Annotated in this window: 27 protein-coding genes; 15 read left to right on the plus strand and 12 right to left on the minus strand. The window is 66.8% G+C overall.

Features of this window, described 5'->3' with window-relative positions; translation table 11 throughout:
• Nucleotides 1-2: 2 nt before the first annotated feature.
• Nucleotides 3-1,673 (minus strand): NAD+ synthase, encoded by a 1,671-nt coding sequence (locus tag SLG_RS18305; RefSeq protein ID WP_014078010.1) that lies wholly within the window; start codon nucleotides 1,671-1,673, stop codon nucleotides 3-5.
• A gap of 135 nt (nucleotides 1,674-1,808) precedes the next feature.
• Here SLG_RS18305 and SLG_RS18310 point away from each other — a divergent pair, with 135 nt between their 5' ends.
• Nucleotides 1,809-2,744, plus strand: a complete 936-nt coding sequence (locus tag SLG_RS18310) for a ribose-phosphate pyrophosphokinase (protein WP_014078011.1) — start codon at nucleotides 1,809-1,811, stop codon at nucleotides 2,742-2,744.
• A gap of 22 nt (nucleotides 2,745-2,766) precedes the next feature.
• Here the strand turns inward: SLG_RS18310 and SLG_RS21850 are convergent, their stop codons facing one another.
• The gene (locus SLG_RS21850) at nucleotides 2,767-2,937 is read right to left on the minus strand and encodes a hypothetical protein (protein ID WP_014078012.1); all 171 of its coding nucleotides are present in this window, start codon (nucleotides 2,935-2,937) and stop codon (nucleotides 2,767-2,769) included.
• A gap of 263 nt (nucleotides 2,938-3,200) precedes the next feature.
• Here SLG_RS21850 and pabB point away from each other — a divergent pair, with 263 nt between their 5' ends.
• The 5 genes from pabB (at nucleotide 3,201) to msrA (ending at nucleotide 7,659) form a co-directional block, all read left to right on the plus strand.
• Entirely contained in the window at nucleotides 3,201-4,397 is a 1,197-nt protein-coding gene (gene pabB / locus SLG_RS18315) for an aminodeoxychorismate synthase component I (protein ID WP_014078014.1), read from the plus strand.
• On the plus strand, nucleotides 4,394-5,026 hold the full coding sequence (locus SLG_RS18320; protein ID WP_014078015.1) for an aminotransferase class IV: 633 nt from the start codon (nucleotides 4,394-4,396) through the stop codon (nucleotides 5,024-5,026). The genes pabB and SLG_RS18320 overlap by 4 nt, the downstream gene beginning before the upstream one ends.
• Before the next feature lie 77 nt (nucleotides 5,027-5,103).
• Complete coding sequence (locus SLG_RS18325) at nucleotides 5,104-6,306, plus strand: pyridoxal phosphate-dependent aminotransferase (protein ID WP_014078016.1); 1,203 nt, start codon at nucleotides 5,104-5,106, stop codon at nucleotides 6,304-6,306.
• Nucleotides 6,307-6,480: 174 nt separating this feature from the next.
• Nucleotides 6,481-6,822: a hypothetical protein gene (locus tag SLG_RS18330; RefSeq protein WP_148276644.1), complete on the plus strand. Its 342-nt coding sequence runs from the start codon at nucleotides 6,481-6,483 to the stop codon at nucleotides 6,820-6,822.
• Between the two features lie 171 nt (nucleotides 6,823-6,993).
• Nucleotides 6,994-7,659, plus strand: coding sequence for a peptide-methionine (S)-S-oxide reductase MsrA (gene msrA, locus SLG_RS18335; protein ID WP_041393702.1), 666 nt, complete (start codon nucleotides 6,994-6,996; stop codon nucleotides 7,657-7,659).
• On the opposite strand, the gene SLG_RS18340 is transcribed toward msrA, so the two are convergent.
• Together SLG_RS18340 and SLG_RS18345 are read right to left on the minus strand one after the other, a co-directional pair.
• Nucleotides 7,635-8,738, minus strand: a complete 1,104-nt coding sequence (locus SLG_RS18340) for a hypothetical protein (RefSeq protein WP_041392218.1) — start codon at nucleotides 8,736-8,738, stop codon at nucleotides 7,635-7,637. The two genes, msrA and SLG_RS18340, sit on opposite strands and share 25 nt — an antisense overlap.
• A gap of 49 nt (nucleotides 8,739-8,787) precedes the next feature.
• Nucleotides 8,788-10,296 (minus strand): lipopolysaccharide biosynthesis protein, encoded by a 1,509-nt coding sequence (locus tag SLG_RS18345; RefSeq protein ID WP_014078020.1) that lies wholly within the window; start codon nucleotides 10,294-10,296, stop codon nucleotides 8,788-8,790.
• Nucleotides 10,297-10,492: 196 nt separating this feature from the next.
• Here SLG_RS18345 and SLG_RS18350 point away from each other — a divergent pair, with 196 nt between their 5' ends.
• The 3 genes from SLG_RS18350 (at nucleotide 10,493) to SLG_RS20620 (ending at nucleotide 13,371) form a co-directional block, all read left to right on the plus strand.
• Nucleotides 10,493-11,425, plus strand: a complete 933-nt coding sequence (locus tag SLG_RS18350; protein ID WP_014078021.1) for a sulfotransferase — start codon at nucleotides 10,493-10,495, stop codon at nucleotides 11,423-11,425.
• Between the two features lie 63 nt (nucleotides 11,426-11,488).
• Complete coding sequence (locus tag SLG_RS20615) at nucleotides 11,489-12,415, plus strand: glycosyltransferase family 2 protein (protein WP_014078022.1); 927 nt, start codon at nucleotides 11,489-11,491, stop codon at nucleotides 12,413-12,415.
• Nucleotides 12,416-12,417: 2 nt separating this feature from the next.
• Complete coding sequence (locus SLG_RS20620) at nucleotides 12,418-13,371, plus strand: glycosyltransferase family 2 protein (RefSeq protein WP_014078023.1); 954 nt, start codon at nucleotides 12,418-12,420, stop codon at nucleotides 13,369-13,371.
• A gap of 39 nt (nucleotides 13,372-13,410) precedes the next feature.
• Here SLG_RS20620 and cobT read toward each other — a convergent pair whose 3' ends face one another.
• Nucleotides 13,411-15,237, minus strand: coding sequence for a cobaltochelatase subunit CobT (gene cobT, locus SLG_RS18365; protein WP_014078024.1), 1,827 nt, complete (start codon nucleotides 15,235-15,237; stop codon nucleotides 13,411-13,413).
• A gap of 244 nt (nucleotides 15,238-15,481) precedes the next feature.
• On the opposite strand from cobT, the gene SLG_RS18370 reads away from it, so the two are divergent.
• Together SLG_RS18370 and SLG_RS18375 are read left to right on the plus strand one after the other, a co-directional pair.
• Nucleotides 15,482-16,054 (plus strand): PEPxxWA-CTERM sorting domain-containing protein, encoded by a 573-nt coding sequence (locus tag SLG_RS18370; protein WP_014078026.1) that lies wholly within the window; start codon nucleotides 15,482-15,484, stop codon nucleotides 16,052-16,054.
• Between the two features lie 500 nt (nucleotides 16,055-16,554).
• The gene (locus tag SLG_RS18375; protein ID WP_014078027.1) at nucleotides 16,555-16,911 is read left to right on the plus strand and encodes a PEP-CTERM sorting domain-containing protein; all 357 of its coding nucleotides are present in this window, start codon (nucleotides 16,555-16,557) and stop codon (nucleotides 16,909-16,911) included.
• Nucleotides 16,912-17,033: 122 nt separating this feature from the next.
• Here SLG_RS18375 and cobS read toward each other — a convergent pair whose 3' ends face one another.
• From cobS to SLG_RS18390, 3 genes are all read right to left on the minus strand, one after another.
• Nucleotides 17,034-18,041 carry a cobaltochelatase subunit CobS gene (gene cobS, locus SLG_RS18380; RefSeq protein ID WP_014078028.1) on the minus strand — a complete coding sequence of 336 codons (1,008 nt, stop codon included), beginning with the start codon at nucleotides 18,039-18,041 and terminating at the stop codon, nucleotides 17,034-17,036.
• 83 nt (nucleotides 18,042-18,124) lie between these two features.
• Complete coding sequence (locus SLG_RS18385; protein WP_014078029.1) at nucleotides 18,125-19,423, minus strand: Hsp70 family protein; 1,299 nt, start codon at nucleotides 19,421-19,423, stop codon at nucleotides 18,125-18,127.
• A gap of 64 nt (nucleotides 19,424-19,487) precedes the next feature.
• The gene (locus SLG_RS18390; RefSeq protein WP_014078030.1) at nucleotides 19,488-20,033 is read right to left on the minus strand and encodes a J domain-containing protein; all 546 of its coding nucleotides are present in this window, start codon (nucleotides 20,031-20,033) and stop codon (nucleotides 19,488-19,490) included.
• A 209-nt stretch (nucleotides 20,034-20,242) separates the two neighbouring features.
• On the opposite strand from SLG_RS18390, the gene SLG_RS18395 reads away from it, so the two are divergent.
• The 4 genes from SLG_RS18395 to SLG_RS18410 are packed head-to-tail and all read left to right on the plus strand — an operon-like array spanning nucleotide 20,243 to nucleotide 22,246.
• On the plus strand, nucleotides 20,243-20,527 hold the full coding sequence (locus tag SLG_RS18395; RefSeq protein ID WP_014078031.1) for a BolA family protein: 285 nt from the start codon (nucleotides 20,243-20,245) through the stop codon (nucleotides 20,525-20,527).
• Entirely contained in the window at nucleotides 20,524-20,979 is a 456-nt protein-coding gene (locus SLG_RS18400) for an NUDIX hydrolase (protein WP_014078032.1), read from the plus strand. The genes SLG_RS18395 and SLG_RS18400 overlap by 4 nt, the downstream gene beginning before the upstream one ends.
• A gap of 14 nt (nucleotides 20,980-20,993) precedes the next feature.
• Nucleotides 20,994-21,881, plus strand: coding sequence for a tyrosine recombinase XerC (locus SLG_RS18405; RefSeq protein ID WP_041392224.1), 888 nt, complete (start codon nucleotides 20,994-20,996; stop codon nucleotides 21,879-21,881).
• A complete protein-coding gene (locus SLG_RS18410) occupies nucleotides 21,881-22,246 on the plus strand; it encodes a hypothetical protein (RefSeq protein WP_014078034.1) in 366 nt (121 codons plus the stop codon). Before SLG_RS18405 ends, SLG_RS18410 begins: the two co-directional genes overlap by 1 nt.
• Nucleotides 22,247-22,273: 27 nt before the next feature.
• On the opposite strand, the gene SLG_RS18415 is transcribed toward SLG_RS18410, so the two are convergent.
• The 4 genes from SLG_RS18415 to rsmI are packed head-to-tail and all read right to left on the minus strand — an operon-like array spanning nucleotide 22,274 to nucleotide 25,112.
• Nucleotides 22,274-22,882: a DedA family protein gene (locus SLG_RS18415; RefSeq protein ID WP_014078035.1), complete on the minus strand. Its 609-nt coding sequence runs from the start codon at nucleotides 22,880-22,882 to the stop codon at nucleotides 22,274-22,276.
• A gap of 29 nt (nucleotides 22,883-22,911) precedes the next feature.
• Nucleotides 22,912-23,871 carry a glutathione synthase gene (gshB, locus tag SLG_RS18420; RefSeq protein WP_014078036.1) on the minus strand — a complete coding sequence of 320 codons (960 nt, stop codon included), beginning with the start codon at nucleotides 23,869-23,871 and terminating at the stop codon, nucleotides 22,912-22,914.
• A gap of 27 nt (nucleotides 23,872-23,898) precedes the next feature.
• Nucleotides 23,899-24,255: a YraN family protein gene (locus SLG_RS18425; protein WP_014078037.1), complete on the minus strand. Its 357-nt coding sequence runs from the start codon at nucleotides 24,253-24,255 to the stop codon at nucleotides 23,899-23,901.
• A gap of 17 nt (nucleotides 24,256-24,272) precedes the next feature.
• Nucleotides 24,273-25,112, minus strand: a complete 840-nt coding sequence (rsmI, locus tag SLG_RS18430; RefSeq protein ID WP_014078038.1) for a 16S rRNA (cytidine(1402)-2'-O)-methyltransferase — start codon at nucleotides 25,110-25,112, stop codon at nucleotides 24,273-24,275.
• Nucleotides 25,113-25,118 lie beyond the last annotated feature (6 nt).

Genomic DNA, 25,118 nt, shown 5'->3' on the forward strand with positions numbered 1-25,118 from the left:
TCTCAGTGCCCCGTCCGGAACGCATTGGTGATCGGGTAGCGCCGGTCGCGCCCGAAGTTCCGCCCGCCCAGCTTCACGCCCGGGGGAGACTGGCGGCGCTTGTACTCCGCGACATAAAGCAGGCGCTCGATCCGCGTCACGGTCTCGCGCTCGAACCCCATGGCGACGAGCTGGTCGACCGATTTCTCCTGCTCGACCAGACCATAGAGGATCGGATCGAGGACCTCATAAGGCGGCAGGCTGTCCGAATCCTTCTGGTCCTCGCGCAGCTCGGCCGTCGGCGGCTTGGTGATGACCCGCTCGGGCATCACCGGCCCGTCCGGCCCCAGCGCAAGGGCCGGCCTTGCCGCGTTGCGCCAGCGCGAGAGATCGAACACCGTGGTCTTGTAGGCGTCCTTGAGCACGGAATAGCCGCCCGCCATGTCGCCATAGATGGTGGCATAGCCCACGCTCATCTCGCTCTTGTTACCGGTGGTCAGCAGCATGTGGCCGAACTTGTTCGAGAGCGCCATCAGCGTGACGCCGCGAATGCGCGACTGGATATTCTCCTCGGTAAGATCGGCGGCGCGCCCTTCGAAGACCTGCACCAGCATGTCGTCAAAGGCTTCCACGGCCGGCGAGATCGGAACGGTATCCAGCCGGCAGCCAAGCAGCCGCGCACATTCGGCGGCATCATCGAGGCTGTCCTGGCTGGTGAAGCGCGAGGGCATCATGACGCACCAGACGCGATCTGCGCCCAGCGCATCGACAGCGACGGCCGCGCTCAACGCGCTGTCGATGCCGCCCGAGAGACCGAGCACCACCCCGGGGAAGCGATTGCGGTTCACATAATCGCGCAGGCCCACGACCATGGCGTGATAGATGTCGGCCGGATGCTCGTCGAGCGCATGGACCTCGCCGGGCTTGCACAGCCATTTGCCGTCCGTTTCATCGCGCACCCAGTCGGTCACGACGAGCGCTTCCTCCCAGTCGGGTAGCATGTGCGCGATGTCGCCGTCCGCATTGAGGACGAAGGAGGCGCCATCGAACACCAGCTCGTCCTGCCCGCCGACGCGATTGAGATAGAGGATCGGCAGGCCGGTTTCCTCGACTCGCCGGGCACAGACGCCCTTGATACGGAAATCGTCCTTGGCGACCTCATAGGGGCTGCCGTTGACGGTGATGAGGATCTCGGCCCCTTTCTCCGCCAGATGACCGGTGACGAAGGGGAACCAGATGTCCTCGCAGACCGGCAGGCCGAGCCTGACGCCGCGGAACAGGACCGGCTCGGGCAGCGGGCCCGGCGCGAACAGCCGCTTCTCGTCGAACGTGCCATAGTTGGGCAGCTCGCGCTTCTGCCGGATGGCGACGATCTCGCCCCCGTCCAGCAACGCCACGCAATTGAACAGCAGCCCCTGATTGGCGATCACCGTGCCGACGAGCATGGCGGGTCCGCCATCCGCCGTCGCCTCGGCCAGCCGGCGCAGCTCGATTTCCGCGCGCGCGGCAAGCGCGGGCTTGAGGACCAGATCCTCCGGCGGATAGCCGATGAGCTGAAGTTCGGGATAGACGACCAGATCGGCCTGCTGTTCCCGGGCTTTTTGACGGCAGGCGAGCATCGCGTCGGCATTGCCGGCGAGATCGCCCATCGTCTGGTTGAGCTGGGCCATGGCAATACGGAGACGATCGGTCATGGCGCGGCTCTAGACGATTTTGAGTGCAGGGCAAATCGCCAGGAACCTGTCGCCAAAGCGTCACAAGCCGCTTTTCACGGCCCCTCTGCGCCGCTAGAGGAGCCGCGACCTCCATTCCCGACACAAGGCACCGCCATGAAGATCATCTCCGGCAACGGCAATCTGCCGCTCGCTCAGGCTATCGCGGACTATGTCGAGCTGCCGCTGACCAATGCGAGCGTGCGGCGCTTCGCCGACGAGGAGATCTTCGTCGAGATTCACGAGAATGTGCGCGGCGAGGATGTCTTCGTCATCCAGTCGACCAGCTATCCCGCCAACGACAATCTCATGGAACTGCTCATCATGATCGACGCGCTCAAGCGTGCGTCGGCCAAGCGGATCACGGCGGTCGTCCCCTATTTCGGCTATGCGCGGCAGGACCGCAAGCCGGGACCGCGCACGCCGATCTCGGCCAAGCTGGTGGCCAATCTCATCACCACGGCGGGCGCCAACCGCGTGCTCTCGGTCGATCTCCATGCCGGACAGATCCAGGGTTTCTTCGACATCCCCACCGACAATCTGTTCGGTGCGCCGGTCATGTCCGCCGATATCCAGGCGCGTTTCCCGAACGACAATCTCATGGTGGTCTCGCCCGACGTGGGCGGCGTGGTCCGGGCCCGGGCGCTGGCCAAGCGGCTGGACAATGCGCCGCTCGCCATCGTCGACAAGCGCCGCGAGCGCGCGGGCGAATCGGAAGTCATGAACATCATCGGCGATGTGAAGGGGCGCTTCTGCATTCTGATCGACGATATCGTCGATTCCGCCGGCACGCTGTGCAATGCCGCCGGGGCACTCAAGGCGGCCGGCGCGACCGATGTCGTCGCTTATGTGACGCATGGCGTTCTTTCCGGCGGCGCGGTGGCGCGCGTCGAGGGATCGCAACTGCACGAGCTGGTCATCACCGATTCGATCCAGGCGACCGACGCGGTCCGCTCCTCCTCGCGCATCCGCCAGCTTCCCATCGCACCGCTGCTCGGCGAAGCGATCCGCCGGATCGCGGACGAGAGTTCGGTCAGCTCGCTGTTCGACTGAGGTTCGCTGCTGCCTTGTTCTCTCAGAGCCCGGCGTCGATCCGGCGCAGCCGCAAGGTGGCGCCGATGAAGCCCAGAGAGCAGATCAGCAAGGCCCAGCGCGCCGCCTCGGGCGCCGAACGCAGCAACATGGCAGCCGCCAGCGCTCCGCACACGACGGCGATCCTTCCCGCGACCATCCCATAGCCGGACATCGACTTGCCTCCGCCTCTCTCAGCGCCTGCCTTCCATGCGCCGGTCCTTATGAAAGGCCGCGCCGAATGGCCAATGACAATCGCCGTCATCATCGGCCAGTGCTGTGCGATTTCGGGCCGGGAGAGACGGTTTTCGGGCGAGTGTGTCGGCCAATCCACAGAGCGGCGCGAGCGAGCGCCTCACCGGACGATGAAAGCGCGGCGCCCTGCCCCCGCCACGCCGAAGGCTGGCCTTGCGCGCAAGGCGCTGCCATGAGGGCAGGATGAGTCTGGCCGCCTTGCCTGCCCGGGCCGATGCGCCCTTTGTCCTGCTGGACGATGCCAGCCCGCAAGGGGGGGGCGTCGCCACGCTCTTCCGCGATCCGCTGAGAGTCGTGACCGCGCAGCGCCTGGAGGGTGTCCTCCCCGCGCTTCGGGAGATCGAGACCGCGACCCGCGCAGGGCTGCATGCGGCGGGTTATCTTTCCTATGCGGCAGGCCATGCCTTCGAGCCGCGCCTCGCAGCCCATGCCCCGCGCGAGGGAGACAGCGGACCGCTGCTGTGGTTCGGCCTGTTCGACGCGCTGCAACAGGTGCCGCGCGATGCCGTGCCGGACCTGCTGCCCTCCCCGGACGAGGCGACGGTCGGTCCGGTGGAGCCGCTCGTCTCGCGCGCCGACTATGGCGAAGCGATCGCCCGGGTGCTTGACTATATCCGCGCGGGCGACATCTATCAGGCGAACCTCACTTTCCTGGCCGCCGTGACCATCGACGGGGATCCGCTCGCTGCCTATGCGGCCATCCGGCCCCATGCCGCGGCGGGCTATGGCGCGCTCATCCGGCATGACGGGCGGCACGTGCTCTCCTTCTCGCCGGAGAGCTTCTTCGCGCTCGAGAAGGGACGGATCGAAACGCGGCCCATGAAGGGCACGGCCCGGCGGCTGGCGGACCCGGTCGAGGATGCCGCCGCGATCGCCCATCTCGCCAGCGACCCCAAGCAGCGGGCCGAGAATCTCATGATCGTCGACCTGCTGCGCAATGACCTTTCCCGCGTCACCACCGCGGGCAGCGTGCGCGTGCCCGCCCTGTTCCACGTCGAAACCTATCCGACCATCCATCAGATGATCTCCGTGGTGGAAGGGCAGCTGCGCGAGGATGTCGGCCCGGTCGACGCGCTGCGGGCCCTGTTCCCCTGCGGCTCCATCACTGGCGCCCCCAAGTTGCGCGCCATGGAAGTGATCCGGGAAGTCGAACGCTTCGGGCGCGGGCTCTACACCGGCAGCATCGGCCATATCGCTCCGGACGGCAGCGCCCGCTTCAATGTCGCGATCCGCACCATTTCTCTGGAACCGGGCACAAACCGGGGCATATTGGGGCTCGGCTCGGGCGTGGTTGCGGACAGCGCGCCGGATGCCGAATGGCAGGAGTGCCTTGACAAGGCGCGCTTCGTGACAGCGCGGCCGGGAGAGGAGCAGGCGTGAGCGAAACGACAGGGGCCTTCGACCTCATCGAGACGATGGCGTTCGATCCTGCGAGCGGTCTGCCGATGCTCGAGCGCCATATCAGCCGGATGCAGGCCAGCGCCGACAAGCTTGGCTTCCGCTTCGACCGCCACGCGCTGCGCAACGAGCTGCAGGCCGCGACCTTCAGCTTCGTCGAGGCGCAGCGGGTGCGCGTCCTGCTGTCACGGGCTGGGAATATGGCCGTTGAGGTGCGGCCGCACGCGCCCTGGCCGCAAGCGATCATGCAGGTGAGCATCGTGCCCCGGCTGCTGGGCGGCGACGATCCGCGCATTCACCACAAGACCACCGACCGGCGCCATTATGAAGAAGCCCTGCGGCGCGGCGGCACATTCGAGGTGCTGCTTCTGGACGAGGCCGGCTATCTCACCGAAGGCTGCTTCTCGACCATCTTCGTGGAGCGCGGCGACCGTCTGCTCACCCCGCCCCTCTCGCGGGGGCTGCTGCCCGGCGTGCTGCGCCAGAATCTCCTCGACCTGGGCGAGGCCGAGGAAGCGGATCTCAAGCCCCGCGATCTGGAAGGCGGATTCTTCATCGGCAATGCGTCCCGCGGAATGGTGGCCGCAAGCGTGGTTGCGCGCCGGGGCTGAGGACATTATGGACCGCGCCGTCCGGGCTCTCCGGACAGACAGCGCACCGCTTCCTCCCCTCGCCAGGAGTCAACTCCATGCCACGGACTTCCGCCGCCCTCGGCCGCATCCAGCCCAGCGCCACGCTCGCCATGACCGACCGCGTCATCGCCCTGAAGCGGGAGGGCAAGGACATCATCGGTCTCTCGGCGGGAGAACCGGATTTCGACACGCCGGATTTCGTCAAGGAAGCAGGCATCGCCGCGATCCGCTCGGGCCAGACGAAGTACACCAATGTCGACGGCACGGCCGAACTCAAGGAAGCCATTGCCGCCAAGTTCCGGCGCGACAATGATCTGAGCTACGAGACCGGCCAGATCAGCGTGAACTCGGGCGGCAAGCACACACTGTTCAATGCGCTGCTGGCGACTGTCGAGGCGGGCGACGAAGTCATCATCCCCGCGCCTTACTGGGTGAGCTATCCGGACATCGTGAACTTCGCCGGCGGGACGCCGGTCATCGTCTCGGCCGGCGCGGACCAGCTCTACAAGATCCTGCCCGAGCAGCTCGAAGCGGCGATCACGCCGAAGACGCGCTGGGTGCTGCTGAACTCCCCTTCCAACCCGACGGGCGCTGCCTATTCGGGCGAGGAACTGCTGGCGCTCGGCGAAGTGCTGCGCAGGCATCCCCATGTGCTGATCCTGACCGACGACATGTATGAGCATGTCTGGTATGCGCCCACACCGTTCAAGACGATCGCGCAGGTATGCCCCGATCTCTATGAGCGCACGCTCACGGTGAACGGCGTGTCGAAGGCCTATTCCATGACCGGCTGGCGGATCGGCTATGCCGGCGGCCCGCAGTGGATCATCAAGGCGATGGCCAAGCTGCAGTCCCAGTCGACCTCCAACCCCTGCTCGATCAGCCAGGCGGCGGCGGCCGCGGCGCTGAATGGCGACCAGAGCTTTCTGGCCGGACGGAACGAAGCCTTCCGCAAGCGGCGCGATCTCGTCGTCGCCATGCTCAACGATGCGCCCGGCCTCAATTGCCCAACGCCGGAAGGCGCCTTCTACGTCTATCCCGACGCCTCCGGCTGCATCGGCAAGACCACGCCCGACGGCCGGAAGATCGCGACGGACGAGGATCTGATCACCTATTTCCTCGAGGCGAAGGGTGTCGCAGCCGTTCATGGCGGGGCCTTCGGCCTCGCGCCGGCATTCCGGGTGAGCTACGCGACGTCGGAAGAGATTCTGAAAGCCGCCTGTACCCGGATCCAGGAGGCCTGCGCCGCGCTCGGCTGAACCGTCCCCGGCCGCCCTCAAACCGTTACCCGCCCGTTAACCAGGGCCCGGTGAGCGCCGTTAACCATTTTCAGCGATTCTCTTCCTCACCAGAAGAGGTCGCAGAAGATGGGATCGACGCAAACGGATGAAGCCGCGCCCAGTGCAGGGCGCCGGACAAGATGGCTCAACGGGTTGCACGCGTCGATCCTGTCTCTCCTGACCATGGCCCTGCCCGCGCACGCGGCGCCTGCGGACACCCGCATCGCGGATCGTTCGGCCCAATTCAGGCTCGCGCCTGCGGGATATGCCGAGGGTCCGGAACTGGTGCAGGCGGCAGCACAGGCCAGCATTCTCCCGATGGACGCCGCCGCGCCGCGAGGCCGCGCGCCTCAGCCTGCAGCCGATAACGGCGCGGGCGCGCTATCCGGTCTGCTCGCGCTCGGCCCCGAACTGCGGGTCCTCCTCAATGACCGGATCAGCACGGCGATCGCCGAGCGGGTGATGCTGGGCCTGCGCTTCGCCCGGCATTTCTGAGCGCCACTGAAAAGAGAGGCCCCGGCCTCAGCCGGGCGCCATCTCCCCGTGCCCGAATGCCACCCGCCAGGCGATGTGCCTTGAAACGGGCCCTTGCCGCTCCCAGTTCCATCATGGAAACGACATCCGATGTCGGGGAGAAAGCCAATGCGTTCCCTGCTCGCCGCGATCCTGCTTGCCGGGCAGGGTCTTGCCCTCGCCGCCTTCTCCGCTTCCGCACCGGCGGCAGCCGCGGAACGCCCGCGCCTTGCCCCGGTCCCCGCGCTCGACGAACCGGAGACCGGGAGGAACGCCACGGCCTATTTCGCCGGTGGGTGCTTCTGGGGAGTCGAGGGCGTCTTCTCCCATGTGAAGGGCGTGAAGCGCGTCCTGTCCGGCTATGGCGGCGGGCCGCCGGAGATGCGCGTGACCTATGACCGCGTGGGGACGGGGCGCACCGGCTATGCCGAGGCCGTGCGCGTCATCTATGATCCCGCTGAAGTGAGCTACGGCACGCTGCTGCGCATCTTCTTCTCGGTGATCGCCGATCCCACGACGCTTGACCGGCAAGGCCCGGACCATGGCACGCAGTATCGATCGGCCCTGTTTCCGCAAAGCGAGGCGCAGGCCAGAACGGCGCAGGCCTATATCGCCCAGCTGGACGAATCAGGCCTGTGGGACGCGCCAGTCGTCACGCGCACCGAAGCGGTGCGGCGCTTCCAGCCGGCCGAGGCCTATCATCAGGATTTCATGCGCAAGAATCCCGACCACCCCTATATCCGGCGCTGGGATGCGCCCAAGCTGGCGGCATTCAAGACCTTGCTCCCGGCTCTCTACAAGCCGGCGGCCTCGCCCTGAGCGGCGGACGTGAAGGCAGGCAGGCGCTTGTGGCGCCCGATCTCGACGACGCGCGGCCATATCATGTCCAGCGCCGCACCCCAGCCGATGGTGTCACGGTGCGCCAGATTGGCGGCGCGCACCTCCGCAGATGATTTTACCATCTGCCGGCGCATCGCCTCGATCAATGAGTCGGCATTCCCGGCCTCGTAGAGCTCGTTCTGCGGCTGCGGCACGATCTCCCGGTTGGCGCCGAGGTCCGCCGCGAGGATGCCGGTGCCGAAGGTCAGGGCCAGAGGGACAAGCCCCGAATTGAGGTGATGGCCGAGCCGGGGAATGATGATCGTGTCGGCCGCTTCCAATATGCCGACCAGCGTCGAATCGTCGACCTGCCCGCCCAGCCGGCTGATCCTGCGGTCGCGCAGCCAGAGGCGGTGAGCAACCTTGCCGGCAGTCCGTCGCACGGGGTCCAGGCCACTCCACGACGGGCCTGACGCGAGCAGCAGCCGCGCCGAGGGATCACGCAGGCGAGACCAGGCGGCACGAACGAGGTTCATCTCCGCAGGCAGGCGCATCGCGCCGCAGACCGCGAAGACATGCTCGTCCGGCTTCACACCGAATTGCGCGCGGGCAGCCTCCCGGCCGCGCATCAGCGGGAGCAGGTGATCGTAGGTGTTGAGCGGCTGGACGATCTGCCGGGCCTGCGGGATGGCCGGATACTGCTCTGCATATCGCTCGCGCGAATAGCCCGAGAAATGGCAAAGCAGATCGACCCGCTCATAGAAGGCATTGAAATAGACCGACTCCGGGCCATCCAGCCGCTCCGCCCGGTGCGGCACCAGATTATGGACCGTCGCCACGATCACCGCGCGCTGCTTCCACCAGTCGAGCAGCTCCAGCACCTTGTCCGTGCGCGCCTTGTCGCGGGCGCTCCAGCCGGCCAGTTCCTCGGGCCAGTGGACGTGAAGCACATCGAACCGCCCGAAAGCGGGGTCGAGATTGGGTACGCCCGCGGTCACGTCGAGCCCGCGCGCATGATAAGCATGGGTAAGCGCCGGACTGAAGGTCTGATCGTTCGAGGCCATGAGCACGCGAGTCATGGGCGCTCCCTCCATGGGGAAGCCGCACCGGCAACGCAGGCCGCCCGCATCATCGCGACCTCAGCGGCTGGGGTCGGCGCAGCCGCGCAAGCGCCTGGCCCAGAAGGTCCCGGACTTCCTTCTCCGGCCCTTGCGGATAGCCCTGCAGACGCCAGAACAGCCAGTGCGACCCGAGATAGAGAATGGCGCCCGTCGCGGCGAGTATGACGACCTCGGATATCAGGTACAGCGGACCGGGATGCGCAGCCGTAAAGGCCAGGCGTCGACAGGCCGTCACGCCGACGATCATGACCGCAATGGCACCCAGCGTGCGCAGATTGCTGCCGAACTGGGTCCTGAGGCCCAGGCCCGAGAGCCGGCGGACCAGCTCCATGTTCATGATGGTGGAAACCGTACCGCTGACCATGCGCGCCACGACAAGACCCGGCAGGCCGCCGAAGAACAGGCCGGTCAGGATGATCGGCAGCCGCACGAAGAAGACCCAGAGGTCGCGGTGAAACAGGTTCTTTGTCGCCCCGAGCGACATCGCGAGCGGCTGCACGACGGAACCGAAGGTCTGGAAAGCGAAGATCGAGGAAAGCGCCTGGATGATGGGCACCGCCGGCAGCCATTTGTCACCCATCGCGACTCTCACCAGCGGCTCGGCCACCAGCGCAAATCCGACGCCGACGGGCAGCGCCATCGCGGTGATGAGGCCTTGCGCGCGCTGATAGGCCGCCCGCAGGCGTGCCGGATCATCGGATATGCGGCTGAACGCAGGGAACAGCGTGAGCCGAAGAGGATTGGTCGCTTCCCGGGTCGGCATCTGCGCGAGATTGTCGCCCACCGAATAATATCCCAGCTCGGACCGCCCCAGCAGCTTGCCGATCAGCAGTTGATCGAAACGCCAGTTGATCGTGTTGACGGTCTGGCCGAGCGTCAGCCAGAACGAGAAGGACCATAGTTCCCGCGCATGACGCAAGCCGAAGCGCGGCAGGAACGGCATGATCATGTAGGATATTGCCAGCCCCACCAGCTGTCCGGCCATTCCCCCGAGAATCAGGGCCCAGTAGTTGCGATAATAGACCGCGACGCCGATCGAGACGATGACCGTCGCCAGCCGCATGCCCACGTTCAGCAGAAAATCCTGCCAGAAGATGAGTTGTCGCTGCAGCATGACCCGGCGCGGATTGCTCAGGCCACCGAGGAAGACCCCGAACGCGATCGCATAGATCACCCATTCCAGCCGCGGATCCTCGTAAAGCAGGGCAAGGGGATGAGCAGCCAGGGCGAGCATGGCGGCAATGACAAGGCCCCGGAGGAAACCCAGCGTCCAGGCGGTATTCAGATGGTCGTCATCGGGCGCGCGATGATGAACGAGCGCCTGCGCCAGCGACATTTCCGTGACGGCCATGATGATCGCCTGGATCGTGGTACCGATCGCCACGAGGCCGAAATCATCGGGTGTCAGCAACCGGGCAAGGACGATCGTACTCGCCCAGCCCAGCGCATTGACGATCGCGCGGGCACCGGAAAGCCACAGGCTGCCCTTGATGATCTGCCCGGCAACGCTCGACACGATTCAATTCCCTTTTACCTGTTGCCATGCATCAGAGCGTGAACGCCGCTTGCCTGCCGCATTGCGAAAAGAAAGTCGATGTGGAATGCAAGTCGTCGTCGCGTTGACGGATTCCCGCCTAAGGGCCTCATCGTGAAGTTTTTGTATCTTTCCGCGAGATATCGTTCCCTGCGCGCGGCAATTTGAAGGATTGTTGATGAAACGGGTGATCGTCTCGGGAATGCCGCGAAGCGGCACAAGCTGGACCGCCAAGGCCCTCTCCTTCGCACCGGGCTTCACTTACTATCGCGAACCGGACAACTCGGATCATGTGCCCGGCGCACCGGGCCCGGACTATTGGAACCTCTATCTGAAGGCTGGGGACGACCACCCCCTCTACCAGGCGCATATGGACCGTGCGCTGAGCGGGCAGGTGGCGACGAGCTTCACGATGAAGGAGGACCAGGGACCGCTGATCGAGCGGCTGCCCCCGCGCCTGCGCGGCCTCGGGGATCGCTGGCCCGCGCTCTACATGCGCAAGCCCCACGTCCTGGTGAAGCTGATTCGCGCCAATCTCACCCTCGACTGGCTGGCCGCACGCTATCCCGAGGCCCGGATCGTGAGCCTCGTGCGTCATCCGGTCGGCCAGTTCGCCAGCTATCAGAAGCTCGGCTGGGACGTGGACCCCACGAGCCTGCTGAACGACGACCGACTTGTTTCCGAGCATCTCGCGCCCTTCGCCGATCTCATCCGCTCGGCCGGCACCTTCTGGGAACGGGCGGGCGCGCTATGGGGCGCCACCATGCGCGTTGCCTATCGACAGGCCGCGCAAGGGGCGGGTTATCATGTGGTTCCCTTCGAATGGCTCTGCGCGGACGGCCCGGCGCGGCTCGAGGCGCTGTCGGACCGGCTCGACATGGCGTGGACGCCGGCGGCCAGCCAGTTCGCGGAGCCGGAACGCGGCGCCGAAGAAGGCTCGGCCTATTCGCTCCGGCGCGACTCCCGCTCCCAGATCGACAAATGGCGCAAGTTCATTGCACCAGAGGACATCGAGGCGTGCCGGGCCTTTGCCGAACCCTTCGGCGTTCCGGTGTATGACGGCTTCGATCCATGGAAAGCCGAGCCGATATGGAGCGGAACGCCCCGCTGAGAAGACAGACAATCATGGCGACACCGGACAGTGGGATAGAGCCGGTGTCGCGGAGGGAGAAACATGGCCATTTCGCCGTTCGTCACGGTCATCATCTGCACGCGCAACCGCGCGGAATCGCTGGCGCGCACGCTGGACTCGCTCGTCACTGCGGCGGCGCGCATGAGCGAGTCCTGGGAACTTCTCGTGGTGGACAATGGCAGCACCGATTCGACGCCCGAGGTCATCGAGCGCTTCGCCGGCCGCCTGCCGATCAGGCGCGTGTGGCAACCGGTCGCCGGCCTGTCCAACGCGCGCAATGCCGGCGTGGCGGAATCGAAAGGGGATTATGTCCTCTGGACCGACGACGATGTCCTTGTGGATGAGAACTGGCTCGCCGCCTGGTCCCGCGCCTTCCGCGAGCGCCCCGGCGACGCGGTGTTCGGCGGGCGCACGGAGCCGGTGTTCGAAGAGCCGCGCGAGCCCTGGTTCACGGAGAACCGCAAGGTGCTGCGGGGATTGCTGGCTATCCGCGACCGCCCGGAATGGACGGAGATCACGCCCTCCCGTCTTCCCTGGGGGCTCAATTATGCCGTGCGCGGCGCCGAGCAGCGCGCCCAGCCTTATGATCCCGAACTGGGAGTCGCGCCCGGCCGCCGCCGCGGCGGCGAGGAAGTGGCGGTCATCAAGGCCATTCTGGCGCAGGGCCGCACGGGAAGCTGGGTCTGGGACGCGACCGTACTTCACATCATTCCGGCCGAGCGCCAGACCGAAAGCTACATCCGCACCTTCTACGAGGCCGTGGGGTTCGACAATCCCATTCGCGGCGTGCGCACGGGGCTCCCTGCCCGCGCGCGCGCCGTGCTCTCGACGCTCCGGGTGCTGGCCGAATCGGGCCTGGCCTATCGGCGCACCCGCAAGCATGACCGGGGCGAAGCCGTGCAATGGCTGGTGCTCAATGCACGCGCATCGGGCAGCCTGCGCCGTCACCTCGGCTATCGTTCGATCTAGCGATGGATGCCACCGCACAGAGCCCGCAGCCGGGCCAGCCCGCCGTCTCGGTGGTCCTGCCGCTGTACAACAAGCGGGCCACGATCGAGCGGGCGGTGCGATCCGTGCTTGGCCAGAGCGTCGCGGACATCGAGGTCATTGTCGTCGATGACGGGAGCACGGACGCATCGATGGACGTGGTCCGCGCGATCGACGACGATCGCATCCGGTGCCTCACCCAGCGCAATCAGGGTCCGGGCGTCGCCAGGAACACCGGCGCGGCGGCCGCGCGGGCGCCGCTGATCGCTTTCCTCGACAGCGATGACGAATGGCGCAGCGATTTCCTCGCCAGCGCCCTGGCCGCGCTGGCGGCTTCTCCGCAGGCCGGCGCTTATGTCTGCGGCTATGACGCCGGCGCTTTCCGCGCCCAGCGCCCCAACAAGGTCGCGGCGCTTGTCGATCGGGCCGTCACGCGCGGTCTCGACCCGCAGGCGAGTGACGAGGCCATCAAGCAGATGGTGGATGCGCTGCATTCCAGCTGCGTCGTCATCCGCAAGACGCTTTTCGACCGGATCGGCGGCTATTTCGCCCGCTATCGCTGCCTGTATGGCGAGGATTCCTGGCTCTGGCTGCAAGTGCTCTTCGCCGGGCCGATCCACTGGGATCCTGCCGAGCATGTGCTTTTCCATGTCGAGGATTCCGCGCTCGGCTTCGCGCATCGCGGCGGCCGGAAACAGCCTCGCCCGATCTCGTCGCACCCCGATCTCCTGCTCGATGGCTGCCCGCCCGATCTACGGGACGCGATGAGTCGCGCCATCGCGCGCTTCGTGGCCCTCGATCTGCCCCTGCTCAATGCCGCCCATGCCTATATCACCGCCTACCGCCTGCGCAGGCTGCACGGCATGCCGGCGATCCGTGGGCTGGCGACGGACCTCGGCGGTCGGGTCCGCAACAAGCTCGGCTTGGGGAAGCGGTGAACGACGTCTGCCGGGGCGACCTGTCCCGGGTCCCTGCGTTCAATCCTTGTCGAACAGGGCCGCGAGCTGCTCCACCATGGCGCCGCCAAGCTGCTCGGCATCCATGATCGTGACGGCGCGCTTGTAATAGCGCGTCACGTCATGGCCGATGCCGATCGCGATCAGCTCGACCGGCGACCGGCTCTCGATCCAGGCGATCACTTGCCGCAGATGCCGCTCCAGATAGGTGCCGTTGTTGACCGAAAGTGTCGAATCGTCGACCGGCGCGCCATCGGAGATGACCATCAGGATGCGTCGCTCCTCTGGCCGGGCCAAGAGCCGTCCATGGGCCCAGAGCAGTGCCTCGCCGTCGATATTCTCCTTGAGCAGCCCTTCGCGCATCATCAGGCCCAGATTGGCCTTGGCGCGGCGCCAGGGTTCGTCCGCCTGCTTGTAGATGATGTGCCGCAGGTCGTTCAGGCGGCCGGGCTTGGGTGGCCGCCCGGCGGCAAGCCACTGTTCGCGGCTCTGCCCGCCTTTCCAGGCCCGCGTGGTGAAGCCGAGGATCTCGGTCTTCACGCCGCAGCGCTCCAGCGTGCGGGCCATGATGTCCGCGCTGATCGCCGCGATGCCGATGGGGCGGCCGCGCATGGAACCGGAATTGTCGATCAGCAGCGTGACGACGGTGTCCCGGAAGTCGGTATCGCGCTCCATCTTGTAGGACAGCGAATGGGCGGGATTGACGACCACGCGAGCGAGGCGCGCCGCATCGAGCAGCCCTTCCTCCTGATCGAAATCCCAGCTGCGGTTCTGCTGGGCCAGCAGCCGCCGCTGCAGCCTGTGCGCCAGCTTGGAGACGGCACCCTGAAACGGAGCGAGCTGCTGGTCGAGGAAGCCGCGCAGGCGCACCAGCTCATCGACGTCGCACAGGTCGCGTGCGCCCACGGTTTCGTCGAACTTGGTGGTGTAGGCCGTGTAATTGAAGTCGGGCGGCAGGTCCGAGAAGGGACGGTTCGGCCGCACCGGCATGACGCCCTCGTCGTCCTGCGCGTCGCCATCGCCCTCGTCGTCCGAATCCGAATCGTCATCCTGACGATCCTCGGTCATTTCCTCGCCCGATTCGCCCTTGTCTTCGCCGCGCGTCTCGGCGCGGGACTGGTCGTCGTCCTCGGGCTGCTCGTCCTGATCCTGCTCGTCCTGCCTCTCCTGCTCGCCTTCCTCGCTTTCCTCATCCTCATCGGGCGATTCGGGCGGGACCTCGGCGCGCACCAGCTCGAGATGCTCGAGCATGGACATCACCTTGTCCTGGAACGCGGCCTGATCATCGAGGCAGAGCGCCAGCCCCTCGAAATCCGTCGCGGCCTTCTCGTCGATCCACTCGCGCAGATATTCGATGCCCTTGAGCGCTTCGGGAGGCGGTGCCTGCCCGGTCAGCCGCTCGCGCAGCAACAGGGCGACTGCGCCCTGAATGGGCACTTCGCTCGCCGACTGGGCGCGCGTGATGGGATCGGCATGCGTGCGCATGTCGAGTGCGGCCGCGAGATTCGCCCGCATGCCGGGATAGTTCCGGGAGCCCAGAGCCTCGTAGCGGACCATCTCGACCGCATCATAGACTGCCCGCGCCGCCGGCTGGGCAGGCGCGCGACTGGCATGGAGCCGCGCATCATGATGACGCAGCTTCAGCGCGAAGCTGTCCGCGAAACCCCGGGCAAGCGCCACCTGCTCGGGCGGCAGGCCGCGCGTGGGCGTGGGCACCTTGATCTGCTTGCCGACCAGATGAGGCGCATCGGCCGTGAAGCCGAGCTCGACTTCCGGGTCGTGCGCGATGGAGCGGGAAGCGCCGGCAAGGACATCCTTGAAGCGATCAAGCAGGGAACGGTCGGCCATGCGGATGGGGCTGAGCCAGGCTTGCCCGGCTGTCAAGCCTCTCGCCGCCGCGCGGACCGCCTGCAAGGTCGCTCGTTGGCGCCGTTAACTTCTTCGCTCGCTGCTGTCTCGCCGCGAGACAGCGCGAAAAGGCCAGGGAATTTCGTGGTTAAGCGCGTTTATGATCGGCCTCGCCTTCCCTAACTCCGCATCGGGGACATCGCCGCAAGCACCCGTTCGCGGTTTGCAAAGGAAGCCACAGCCCATGATCCGCGTCGTCAGCCTTATCGCCATCGCCATGGCCACCGCATCGCTGCCCGCGCAAGGCGTGCAGGCGACCGTCACGATCAACGGGCGGATCAGCCAGGTGGTCGGCGCGCTTCACTCCAGCGCGCATCTCTCGCCCGACGGCTTCGCCTTCTCCGTCCGGAACGGCGCCACCACGCAGCAGCTGTTCACCGGCATCGAAGGTGTCCGCGCGTTCAACCAGATCGGCCAGCTGAACAGCTGGGCCAACGGCTTTGGCGGCTCTTCCTACGGCTCGGGCTACAGCTTCACTCATTCCGTGCTCGGCAGCTACTTTACCCAGAGCCAGCAGGGCGGCGGCTATCGCTTCACGCACAGCGTGCTCGACAGCTATTTCGGATCGCCCTCGCCGGAGCCGGCCCTGACCGCCCAGCTGCGTTTCGCCGAACCGCTGACCGAGTCCCTCCCCATCGAGGTCGCCCCGATTGCCGGCACCGTCCCCGAGCCCGCCACCTGGGCCATGCTCATTGCGGGCTTCGCGGGGATCGGCGCCCTGATGCGCCGCCGGTCGCACGTCGCCAGCCTCGCCTGATCCGTCAGGCCGGCCCGCCGCGCGGGCCCTTTATCACCGGGCGGCCTGATCCCCGCGGAGACGCGGACGCCGTTGTGCCGCGCACAATCAGGTCGTGGCAAAGCGTGCACAGCTTATCGATGCTTTCGGCGCTGCGTGGCGGTAACGCCGCCCACCAAATGCATGAAATTCAATCGGAAAGATTCGGCATTCGTTTGCCGCCAAGCGCCTGAAGAGCCCATGAATCCGGGCTTTCCTGGCATTTCCGGAGCCACGACAGGCCGAAGCATCCGCGCCCGCAACGGGCTGATCCGGCCAGCCGGACCGGCTCCGGCCAGATTTGTCACGCGCCGTTAACTATGGCAAAGTTCTCCTGCTGCATCGCAATGAGAGCGATGACTGGTCGCTGATTCCGACGGCATTTTGCCGAGTGGAGCGGAAGATGAAGGCGCTGCAGCGACATCGAGCGTAACCGCGGCTCGGCCTCGCGAGAGGTCCGCCGCAAACAAGTGGGAGAACGCATGTTCAAGACTGCGCTCATGATGACGGCCGCCTCTGCCGTGTTGCTGGCGACTGCGCCGGCAGCGGCAACGGTGACGCTATCCGGGACCCCGGTGGCATCCTCCTCCCCGTTCGGGGAAAAGAGCGATTCCACGTTCAGCTGGGTCAACATCAAGCCCGGCGTATGGGCTTTTGAACCCGGAAAGCCGACCGTGTTCGAGGCAAGGGGCGGACCGGCTCCGATCACCGATTTCGATGAGGTCACGGCGCTGCCCGAGCCGATGAGCTGGGGTATGATGCTGATCGGTCTCACCGCCGTCGGCTGGACCTTGCGCACGCGCAAGCGTTCGGAGCAGAGGATCGTCTCCTTCGTTTGAGACGCCCCGTCAAATGATCGAAAGGGCGGTCCCTCGCGGGGCCGCCCTTTCTTTTTTCCGATGACGCTGGCGGGACCAACCGGCGCCTCATGGACCGGCGCGCGAACCCGTCAGGCGATCCTTCAGTCAGCCTTGGCCGCCACGCTTTCCGGCAGATCCTTGCCGAAGACGCGCTGATAATATTCGGCGACGAGCGCACGCTCGGCCTCGTCGCACTTGTTGAGGAACGACAGCCGGAACGCGAAACCCACATCCTTGAAGATCAGGGCGTTCTGCGCCCAGCTAATGACCGTGCGCGGGCTCATCACGGTCGAGATGTCGCCGTTGACGAAGCCCTGCCGGGTGAGCTCGGCGACCCGGATCATGTTCTGGACTTCCTTGCGGCCACCCTCGTGATCATATTCGCCGGACTTGGCCAGGACGATCTGCGCCTCGGTCTCGGCGGGCAGGTAATTGAGCGTGACCACCAGGTTCCAGCGGTCCATCTGGCCCTGATTGATCTGCTGCGTGCCATGGTAGAGGCCGGTCGTGTCGCCCAGGCCGACCGTGTTGGCGGTGGCGAACAGCCGGAACCAAGGGCTGGGCCGAATCACCCGGTTCTGGTCGAGCAGCGTCATCTTGCCGTCGGCTTCCAGCACGCGCTGGATAACGAACATGACATCGGGGCGACCGGCGTCATATTCGTCGAACACCAGCGCGACGGGGCGCTGCAGGGCCCAGGGCAGCAGCCCTTCCTTGAACTCGGTGACCTGCTGGCCATCCTTCAGCACGATGGCATCGCGCCCGACGAGATCGATGCGGCTGATATGCGCGTCGAGATTGATGCGGATGCAGGGCCAGTTGAGCCGCGCCGCCACCTGCTCGATATGCGTCGATTTGCCGGTGCCGTGATAGCCCTGCACCATCACGCGGCGATTGAAGGCGAAGCCGGCGAGAATGGCGAGAGTCGTGTCCGGGTCGAACACATAAGCGGGATCGGCATCCGGCACCCGCTCGTCCGCCTCGGAGAAAGCCGGGAGGGCCATGTCCACATCGATACCGAAGACCTGGCGCGCGTCCACCGTGCGGTCGGGAGCATCGAGCAGCACTTCGCTGCGCATGTCGGTATTGGTGTTCGGAATATCGGTCATATCGTCTTTTCCACAGAGTCGAGACTGCCCCTAACCGATCGGGGAAGGCTGTGTCGAGGGACAGGGGCTGTTCAGGGCGCCGATCATGCCTCCCATGCGGCGGGATCGTCTTCCTGTCCGATGAGCGCAAGCCCGTGCGCGATCGACGTCAGCTCGCCCCCGCTGGCGATGCGGCCGGCCCCGAAGCGGGTGTCGAAAAGGCGACGGATCGCCGGGATCAGGGACGATCCCCCGGTCAGGAAGACCTGGTCGATGTCCGCCTCGGTCACCCCTGCCGCCGCGAGCGCCTGATCGACGGTCGCATCGATCCGCGCGATGTCCGCCGCGATCCAGCGCTCGAAATCGGCGCGCTTTATATCGGCCTCGATGAGGAGGTCCTCCGCCTCGAACCGGAACGAGGCATGCTCCGCCTCCGACAGCGTCCGCTTGAGCGCGCCGACCGCATCGTAGAGCCGATAGCCCAGCTCCTGCTCAATCAGCATGATCATGCGCCCGATCGCGGCCGGATCGCTCGCGCTGCGCCGGAGACGGTCGAGCTCGGCCAGCGTCCGCCGGTTACGCATCAGCGCGAGCCGCGACCAGTCCGCGAAGTCCGCGAAATAGTTGCGCGGGATCTCCAGCAGCTTGTCGAACGAGCGATAGGTGCCGCCCTTGCCGAGCATGGGCAGGACGAGATGGTCGACGATGCGATAATCGAACGTGTCGCCCGCGATGCCGATGCCGGCCGACCCCAGCGGCTCGCAGCGACGATTCGCGCCCGGCGCAGCGATGCGGACGACCGAAAAGTCACTGGTGCCGCCGCCGAAATCCGCGACGAGAATGGTCGCCGGGCGCGTGAGCCGGCTTGCATAGCTGAACGCGGCGCCCAGCGGCTCGTACACATAATGGATTTGCGTGCCGAAGGCGCGGAACATGGCGTCGTAACGCTGGCGGGCCAGCGCCTCGTCCGGCCGGGCACCAGCATAGCGCACCGGCCGCCCGACAATGATCCGCTCGGGCCGTGCGTCAAGACAGCCGCCGGCATGCGCCACCAGCCTTTCGAGGAACTGGGCGCCCAGTTCCTCGAACCGGAACCGCTTATCGAACACGCTGGCATGCTCGAACAGGGCGCTGGCGGCCACGGACTTGAACGACTGGATGAACCGGCTGCCTTCCGGGAAATCGAGATATTCGGCGATTGCCCAGGGTCCGGCCTCGTGCGCCAGGCCGCCCCGCGTCGCTTCATCCTGCCAGAAGCACAGGGCCGAGCGGAAGACAGCACCGCTCGCTGCCTCTCCCTTGAACTCGACAAGGCGCGAGCCATCCCCGTCCGCCAGCGCGACGACGCTGTTGGTCGTGCCGAAATCGAGCCCGAGGGCGTGAACCGTCACGCCGTCTGGCATGGCCTGTCTCCGGTCTTGAAGGGCCGGCGCCTATGGCAGCCGTGGCACGGAACCGCAAGGCCGCTCAGGCGAATGCCGGTGCCTTGCGCAAATGGCCATAAGCCGCGATCACGTCCTGCAGCGCCTTCTCATGCGTGCGGTCGCCGCCGTTATGATCGGGGTGGAAGCGCCGCACCAGCTCCGTGTACCGTGTCCGCAGGGCCCGCCGGTCGGCATCCGGCGAGAGGCCAAGCGTCTTCAGCGCGGAACGATCCGCGCCCGAAAGCGGCTTGCCGTCGCGCCGCTCGGCCATGTCCGCGGCGCGGGAGCGGAAGCGGGCACCGATGGCATCGAGCGGATCGGCAAAGTCCGCCCAGCGCGGCGGCGGCGTGCCGCTGGCCGCCTGGGACGAGAATGCCCGCGTCTCGGCGCCCCAGCCCGAATAAGGCCGCTGGGCCTCGTCGATCTCTTCCGCGCTCATTCCCTTGAAGAAATTATACCCCTGGTTGAACGCGCGAATATGGTCGAGGCAGAACCAGCGCCATTGCGGCGGTCCGTCCGGCGCGTCCCGGCGATTCTCGGGAGGCGCGCGAAATTCCCCCGCCTCCTCGCAGCCGGGGACGAAACACATATGGCGCGTGCCTTCGACCCGCCCGTGGAAACGCGTGTGGCGACGTCGACCATTTTCACTGGCGTCCTGCCCTGACAAAACTGCGCGATCCTTTCTGCTTATATTGAGCGTCGCTGAAGACGCGGCCGGGCGAACCGGGGTCGCACCCGAAACCGGCCTGAAAGGCGAATTCTCGAACTGACTTTGGGCAAAGCGCCTATATATGGGAAATGACTGACTCTTCGCTAGGCCCGGTAGGGCGTGAAATTGCCGAACGGCTGATGGCCGCCCTGTCGCCTGACCGCCTCGTCGTGACCAATGACAGCGCGAAGCATCGCGGCCATCTGGGGGACGACGGATCGGGCGAAAGCCATTTCACCGTGGAGATCGTGACGGCGCGCTTCGCCGGCCAGTCGCGCCTGGCCCGCCAGCGCATGGTCAATTCCGCACTGGCCGATCTGCTGCGGGAAAAGGTCCATGCCCTCGCCATCGTCGCGCGGGCGCCCGGGGAATGATCCGGCGCGCCAAGCGGCCCGCTGCCCGGCTGCTGGTCCTCGACCCGCAAGGCCGGCTGCTGCTCTTCCGCTTCACGCCCGATGATCGCCCGCCCTTCTGGGTGACCCCGGGCGGTGCCGTGGACCGGGGGGAGACGTTCGAGCAGGCCGCCCGGCGCGAATTGCGCGAGGAAACCGGGCTGCTCCACGATCCGGGACCGGAAGTGGCGGTGCGCCACGTGACCTTCGTGACGCTCGAAGGCATCGAGGTGGATGCCGAGGAGCGTTATTATGCGGTGCGCGTCGAGGAAACGGCGATCGACACCTCCGGCCATACGAATGTCGAGCAGGCCTTCATGCTGTCCCACCGCTGGTGGACGCCCGAGGACCTGCTGGCGCAGGAGGAAGTCTGGTATCCGGTCGACCTCATCGACATCTGGCGCGATCTGCTGGACAGCCGGAGCGCGGCGTGAGCGCGGAGACGCCGATGGCGCTCATCGGGAGCTGGCGCGGATATCTCGCGCAGGGCCGGCGCCGCTCGCCTCACACCGTCCGGGCCTATGTGGCCACGGCGGAGCGCCTCATGGGCTGGATGGAGGAGATGGACGGCCGCGCCCCGGACCGCGCGGCGCTCCTGGCGCTGACGACGTCCGACCTGCGCGCCTATCTCGCGGCGCGGCGCGCGGAAGGCATCGAGAACAGCTCGACCGCCCGTGAGCTCTCCGCCCTGCGCGCTTTCCTCCGCTTCATCGGCGGCGAAGGCGCGTCCGTCCCGCTCATGCGCGGGCCGCGCGTGAAGCCCGGCGTGCCTCGCCCGGTGAGTCCCGACGAAGCCATCGCTCTCGCGCAGGACGTGGCGGAAACGGCGCGGGAAGGCTGGATCGGCGCACGGGACTGGGCCGTGCTGCTGCTCCTTTACGGCGCCGGCCTGCGCATCAGCGAGGCACTGGGGCTCATGGGCGATGCCTTGCCGCTGGGCGAGACGATCCGGGTGCTGGGCAAGCGCGGCAAAACCAGGGTGGTGCCGCTGCTGCCGCAAGTGCGCGAGGCGATCGAGGACTATCTCGCGCTGTGCCCTTTCGCGCCGGCCGGAGATGAACCGCTGTTCCGCGGCGCGCGGGGCGGCCCGCTCTCCCCCGCATTGATTCGCCGGGCGGTGCAGGGGGCCCGCAGGCGCCTTGGCCTGCACGAGCGGACGACGCCGCACGCGCTGCGCCACAGCTTCGCGACGCATCTCCTCGGCCGTGGCGCGGACCTGCGGGCGCTTCAGGAGCTGCTGGGCCATGCCAGCCTTTCCTCGACGCAGATCTACACCCGGGTGGACGCGGCTCATCTGCTCGACGTCTACCGCAACGCGCATCCCCGCGCGTCCTGATGGGCGCGGATGCCGCCGCCGCGATGCAGGCACGCCTGCGCGCCGACCTGAAGCAGGCCCTGCAGGCTCGCGCGACGCTGGACACGCGCGTGATCCGGGCCCTCATCGCCGCGATCGACAATGCGCAGGCCATCACGATCGATCTGGATGGCGCGGCCAGCGCCATGCGCGCCTTCGGCGATTCGTCCGGGGAGGTTTCGCGGCGAGCGCTCCCGGCTGACGCGCTGCGCACGCTGCTGATGCGCGAGGCGGAGGAACGGGAGACCGCCGCCTTGGAGTTGAAGGATCTCGGCCGACCGGAGGACGCCAACCGGCTCCTGGCCGAGGCGACGATCGTGCGGCGCTATGCTTCCGCGCCGGGATGACGGGCTGCGAGCGGCGCGGAGCTGTGGCTAGGCGCCCCGGTCCTGCCCCTTCCACCGCACCAGTCGCCACACATATGCGATGGCCATCAGCCCGACGGCCGCATTCGCGAGCGGCCCGAGCCAGTCATCGATCGCCTTGAAGTTGGCGCCGAGATAATAGCCCGCGCCCACCAGCACGACGTTCCAGATCAGCGCGCCACCGGTCGTCCAGAGCGCGAAACGCCATGGCGACATGCAGAAGAGCCCCGCCGGCAGCGAGATGATCGTCCGGAAGGCGGGCATGAAGCGGAAGATGAAGACGATCTTCTCGCCATGGCGCCGGAACATGTAGCGCAGCCATTTGATGTCGCGCCAGCGCAGGGTCAGCCATCGCCCGTGCCGTTCGACAAAGGGGCGCAGGCGCTTCCAGCCCAGCCGGTATCCCAGGAAATACCAGAAGAAATTGCCGATCGTGGTGCCGAGCGTGCCGGCGACGAGGAGCGGGAAGACCTCCATCCGGCCCTGCCCCACGCGAATGCCGCCGATGCCCATGATGAGTTCGGACGGGATGGGCGGGAACACATTCTCCAGCACCATCAGCAGGGCAATGCCCCAATAGCCGCCCCCGTCGATGAGGCGGACGACCCAGTCATTCATATCGGGTGCTCATGCGGACGGCCGGCGGCTCAGGCCGCCCGCTCCCGGAGACGGCGCTCGACGGCGTCCCAGATCATCGCCCCGGTGTCCGTGCCGTTGAAGGCGTCCATCGCCACGATGCCGGTCGGCGAGGTCACATTGATCTCGGTGAGATATTTGCCGCCGATCACGTCGATACCGACGAACAACAGGCCCTTCTCTCTCAGCTCCGGGCCGAGCGCCGCACAGATTTCCAGCTCGTCGGGCGTGAGATCGGTCTTCGCGGCCGTGCCACCGGCGGCGAGGTTGGAGCGGATCTCGCCCTGGCCGGGAATGCGATTGATCGCGCCCGCGACCTCGCCATCCACCAGCACGATCCGCTTGTCGCCCTTCGCCACATCCTTGAGGAACGCCTGCACCATGAAGCTCTCGACCCACATCTGGCCGAAAAGTTCCACCAGCGCGGCGAGATTTCCGCCGTCCTGACCGATCCGGAAGACCGCCGAACCCGCATTGCCGTAAAGCGGCTTCACCACGATCTCGCCATGCTCGGCCAGAAAGGCCCGCGTTTCATCGAGGCTGCGCGTGATCATCGTCGGCGGCATGAACCGGGCGAAATCGAGCACATAGAGCTTCTCGGGCGCATTGCGCACCGATGCGGGATCGTTGACCACCAGCGTCTCGCCGGTGATTCGCTCGAGCAGATGCGTCGCCGTGATATAATTGAGGTCGAAGGGCGGGTCCTGGCGCATCCAGACCACATCGACGTCCCGCCCGAGATCCAGCCGGACGGTCGCTCCGAAGCTGTAATGATCGCCTTCCACGCGCTGAACCGTCACTTCGCGGGCCTGCGCATAGAGCCGGTCATCCCGCCAGGTCATGTCATCGGGGCGGTAGTGATAGAGACGATGCCCGCGCGCCTGCGCCGAGAGCATGATCGCGAAGGTTGAATCGCCCGCGATGTTGAGCGATTCCATGGGGTCCATCTGCAAGGCGACCTTGAGCGACATGCGGGGCATTCCTCCCTTTGCGGGGCTTCATCCCCCGTGCCAGACATTCTCCAGATGGCGAGGCGGGCGGCCCGGCGCAAGGAGGATCACGTCGATGCGCATGTCGTCCCCCGGGCCGAGCCATGTGGCGGCCACTGCCTCGGCGGCAGCAGCGACACGAGCGAGCCTGCGCTCGTCGATGGCCTCGTCCAGCGACCGGGCGCTGGCCCTGGCCTTCACTTCGACGAAAGCGACCATATTGCCGCGGCGCGCGACCAGATCGATCTCGCCGGCCCGGGTGCGCACGCGCCGCGCCAGGATGGACCAGCCCTTGAGGCGCAGCCACCAGCCCGCCAGCCGCTCTCCCTGCCGGCCCCGCTTCTCGGCAGCGAGCCGGGAAGGCACGGGCCCGCCGCCTCGTGTCACGCCTTGCCCCGCAGGGTCATGGCGCGCGCATAGAGCGCCTTGCGGTCGAGCCCCAGCGCGCGGGCGACTTCCCCGGCGGCCTGCGAAACGGGCAGGCGCGCCAGCGCATCGCGCAGCGCTGCGTCGATCTCGGCTTCCTCCGGCGGCGGCCGCTCGCCCGGCGGGCCGACGACGAGCACGATCTCGCCCCGGGGCTCCCGCGCCGCGCAGGCAGCAGCCAGTTCCGAAAGCGAGCCGGTCAGCACTTCCTCGAAGGCCTTGCTGATCTCCCGGCACAGCGCGGCGGGCCGATCGCCAAGCACCGCCTGCATATCCCCGAGCGCCGCGGCACAACGCGGCCCGCTCTCGTAAAAGACCAGCGTCGCGCGCACCGACCGGATCTCGTCCAGCGTGTCGGACCGCGCTTTGGTCTTGCTGGGCAGGAAACCCATGAAGAGGAACCGGTCGCTCGGCAGGCCGGAAAGCGTGATCGCGGCAATGGCGGCGCAGGGGCCCGGAAGGCTCGTCACCATTCGCCCGGCCGCGCGCGCATCGCGCACCAGCTTGTAGCCGGGGTCGGAAATCAGCGGCGTTCCGGCGTCCGACAGAAGCGCCACCGCCTCTCCCGCCATGCGCTCGACGAGCCGGGCACGCACCCGCTCGTCGCTATGATCATGATAAGGCACCATCGGCCGGTCGGACCCGGCATGGCGCAGCAGCCGCGCGCTTACCCGGCTGTCCTCCACCGCGATCACATCGGCATCCCGCAGGATTTCGGCCGCGCGCGGCGACAGATCGGACAAGTTGCCGATCGGTCCTGCAACGATATATAGGCCGGGCGAAAGTTCAGCGGACATAGAGGT

This window comes from Sphingobium sp. SYK-6, assembly GCF_000283515.1.
Taxonomy (GTDB): Bacteria; Pseudomonadota; Alphaproteobacteria; order Sphingomonadales; family Sphingomonadaceae; genus Sphingobium; species Sphingobium lignivorans.

What these genes read in the sequence shown, in the direction of transcription:
- SLG_RS18395 (WP_014078031.1), top strand. Translation starts at nt 20,243, where the DNA reads ATGACTGACTCTTCGCTAGGCCCGGTAGGGCGTGAAATTGCCGAACGG.
- rsmI (WP_014078038.1), bottom strand. Translation starts at nt 25,112, where the DNA reads ATGTCCGCTGAACTTTCGCCCGGCCTATATATCGTTGCAGGACCGATC.
- SLG_RS18340 (WP_041392218.1), bottom strand. Translation starts at nt 8,738, where the DNA reads ATGACTCGCGTGCTCATGGCCTCGAACGATCAGACCTTCAGTCCGGCG.
- SLG_RS18310 (WP_014078011.1), top strand. Translation starts at nt 1,809, where the DNA reads ATGAAGATCATCTCCGGCAACGGCAATCTGCCGCTCGCTCAGGCTATC.
- SLG_RS18325 (WP_014078016.1), top strand. Translation starts at nt 5,104, where the DNA reads ATGCCACGGACTTCCGCCGCCCTCGGCCGCATCCAGCCCAGCGCCACG.
- SLG_RS18385 (WP_014078029.1), bottom strand. Translation starts at nt 19,423, where the DNA reads ATGCCAGACGGCGTGACGGTTCACGCCCTCGGGCTCGATTTCGGCACG.
- pabB (WP_014078014.1), top strand. Translation starts at nt 3,201, where the DNA reads ATGAGTCTGGCCGCCTTGCCTGCCCGGGCCGATGCGCCCTTTGTCCTG.
- SLG_RS18370 (WP_014078026.1), top strand. Translation starts at nt 15,482, where the DNA reads ATGATCCGCGTCGTCAGCCTTATCGCCATCGCCATGGCCACCGCATCG.
- cobS (WP_014078028.1), bottom strand. Translation starts at nt 18,041, where the DNA reads ATGACCGATATTCCGAACACCAATACCGACATGCGCAGCGAAGTGCTG.
- SLG_RS18400 (WP_014078032.1), top strand. Translation starts at nt 20,524, where the DNA reads ATGATCCGGCGCGCCAAGCGGCCCGCTGCCCGGCTGCTGGTCCTCGAC.
- SLG_RS18375 (WP_014078027.1), top strand. Translation starts at nt 16,555, where the DNA reads ATGTTCAAGACTGCGCTCATGATGACGGCCGCCTCTGCCGTGTTGCTG.
- SLG_RS21850 (WP_014078012.1), bottom strand. Translation starts at nt 2,937, where the DNA reads ATGTCCGGCTATGGGATGGTCGCGGGAAGGATCGCCGTCGTGTGCGGA.
- SLG_RS18415 (WP_014078035.1), bottom strand. Translation starts at nt 22,882, where the DNA reads ATGAATGACTGGGTCGTCCGCCTCATCGACGGGGGCGGCTATTGGGGC.
- gshB (WP_014078036.1), bottom strand. Translation starts at nt 23,871, where the DNA reads ATGTCGCTCAAGGTCGCCTTGCAGATGGACCCCATGGAATCGCTCAAC.
- SLG_RS20615 (WP_014078022.1), top strand. Translation starts at nt 11,489, where the DNA reads ATGGCCATTTCGCCGTTCGTCACGGTCATCATCTGCACGCGCAACCGC.
- SLG_RS18390 (WP_014078030.1), bottom strand. Translation starts at nt 20,033, where the DNA reads ATGTGTTTCGTCCCCGGCTGCGAGGAGGCGGGGGAATTTCGCGCGCCT.
- SLG_RS18410 (WP_014078034.1), top strand. Translation starts at nt 21,881, where the DNA reads ATGGGCGCGGATGCCGCCGCCGCGATGCAGGCACGCCTGCGCGCCGAC.
- cobT (WP_014078024.1), bottom strand. Translation starts at nt 15,237, where the DNA reads ATGGCCGACCGTTCCCTGCTTGATCGCTTCAAGGATGTCCTTGCCGGC.
- SLG_RS18405 (WP_041392224.1), top strand. Translation starts at nt 20,994, where the DNA reads ATGGCGCTCATCGGGAGCTGGCGCGGATATCTCGCGCAGGGCCGGCGC.
- SLG_RS20620 (WP_014078023.1), top strand. Translation starts at nt 12,418, where the DNA reads ATGGATGCCACCGCACAGAGCCCGCAGCCGGGCCAGCCCGCCGTCTCG.
- SLG_RS18350 (WP_014078021.1), top strand. Translation starts at nt 10,493, where the DNA reads ATGAAACGGGTGATCGTCTCGGGAATGCCGCGAAGCGGCACAAGCTGG.
- SLG_RS18305 (WP_014078010.1), bottom strand. Translation starts at nt 1,673, where the DNA reads ATGACCGATCGTCTCCGTATTGCCATGGCCCAGCTCAACCAGACGATG.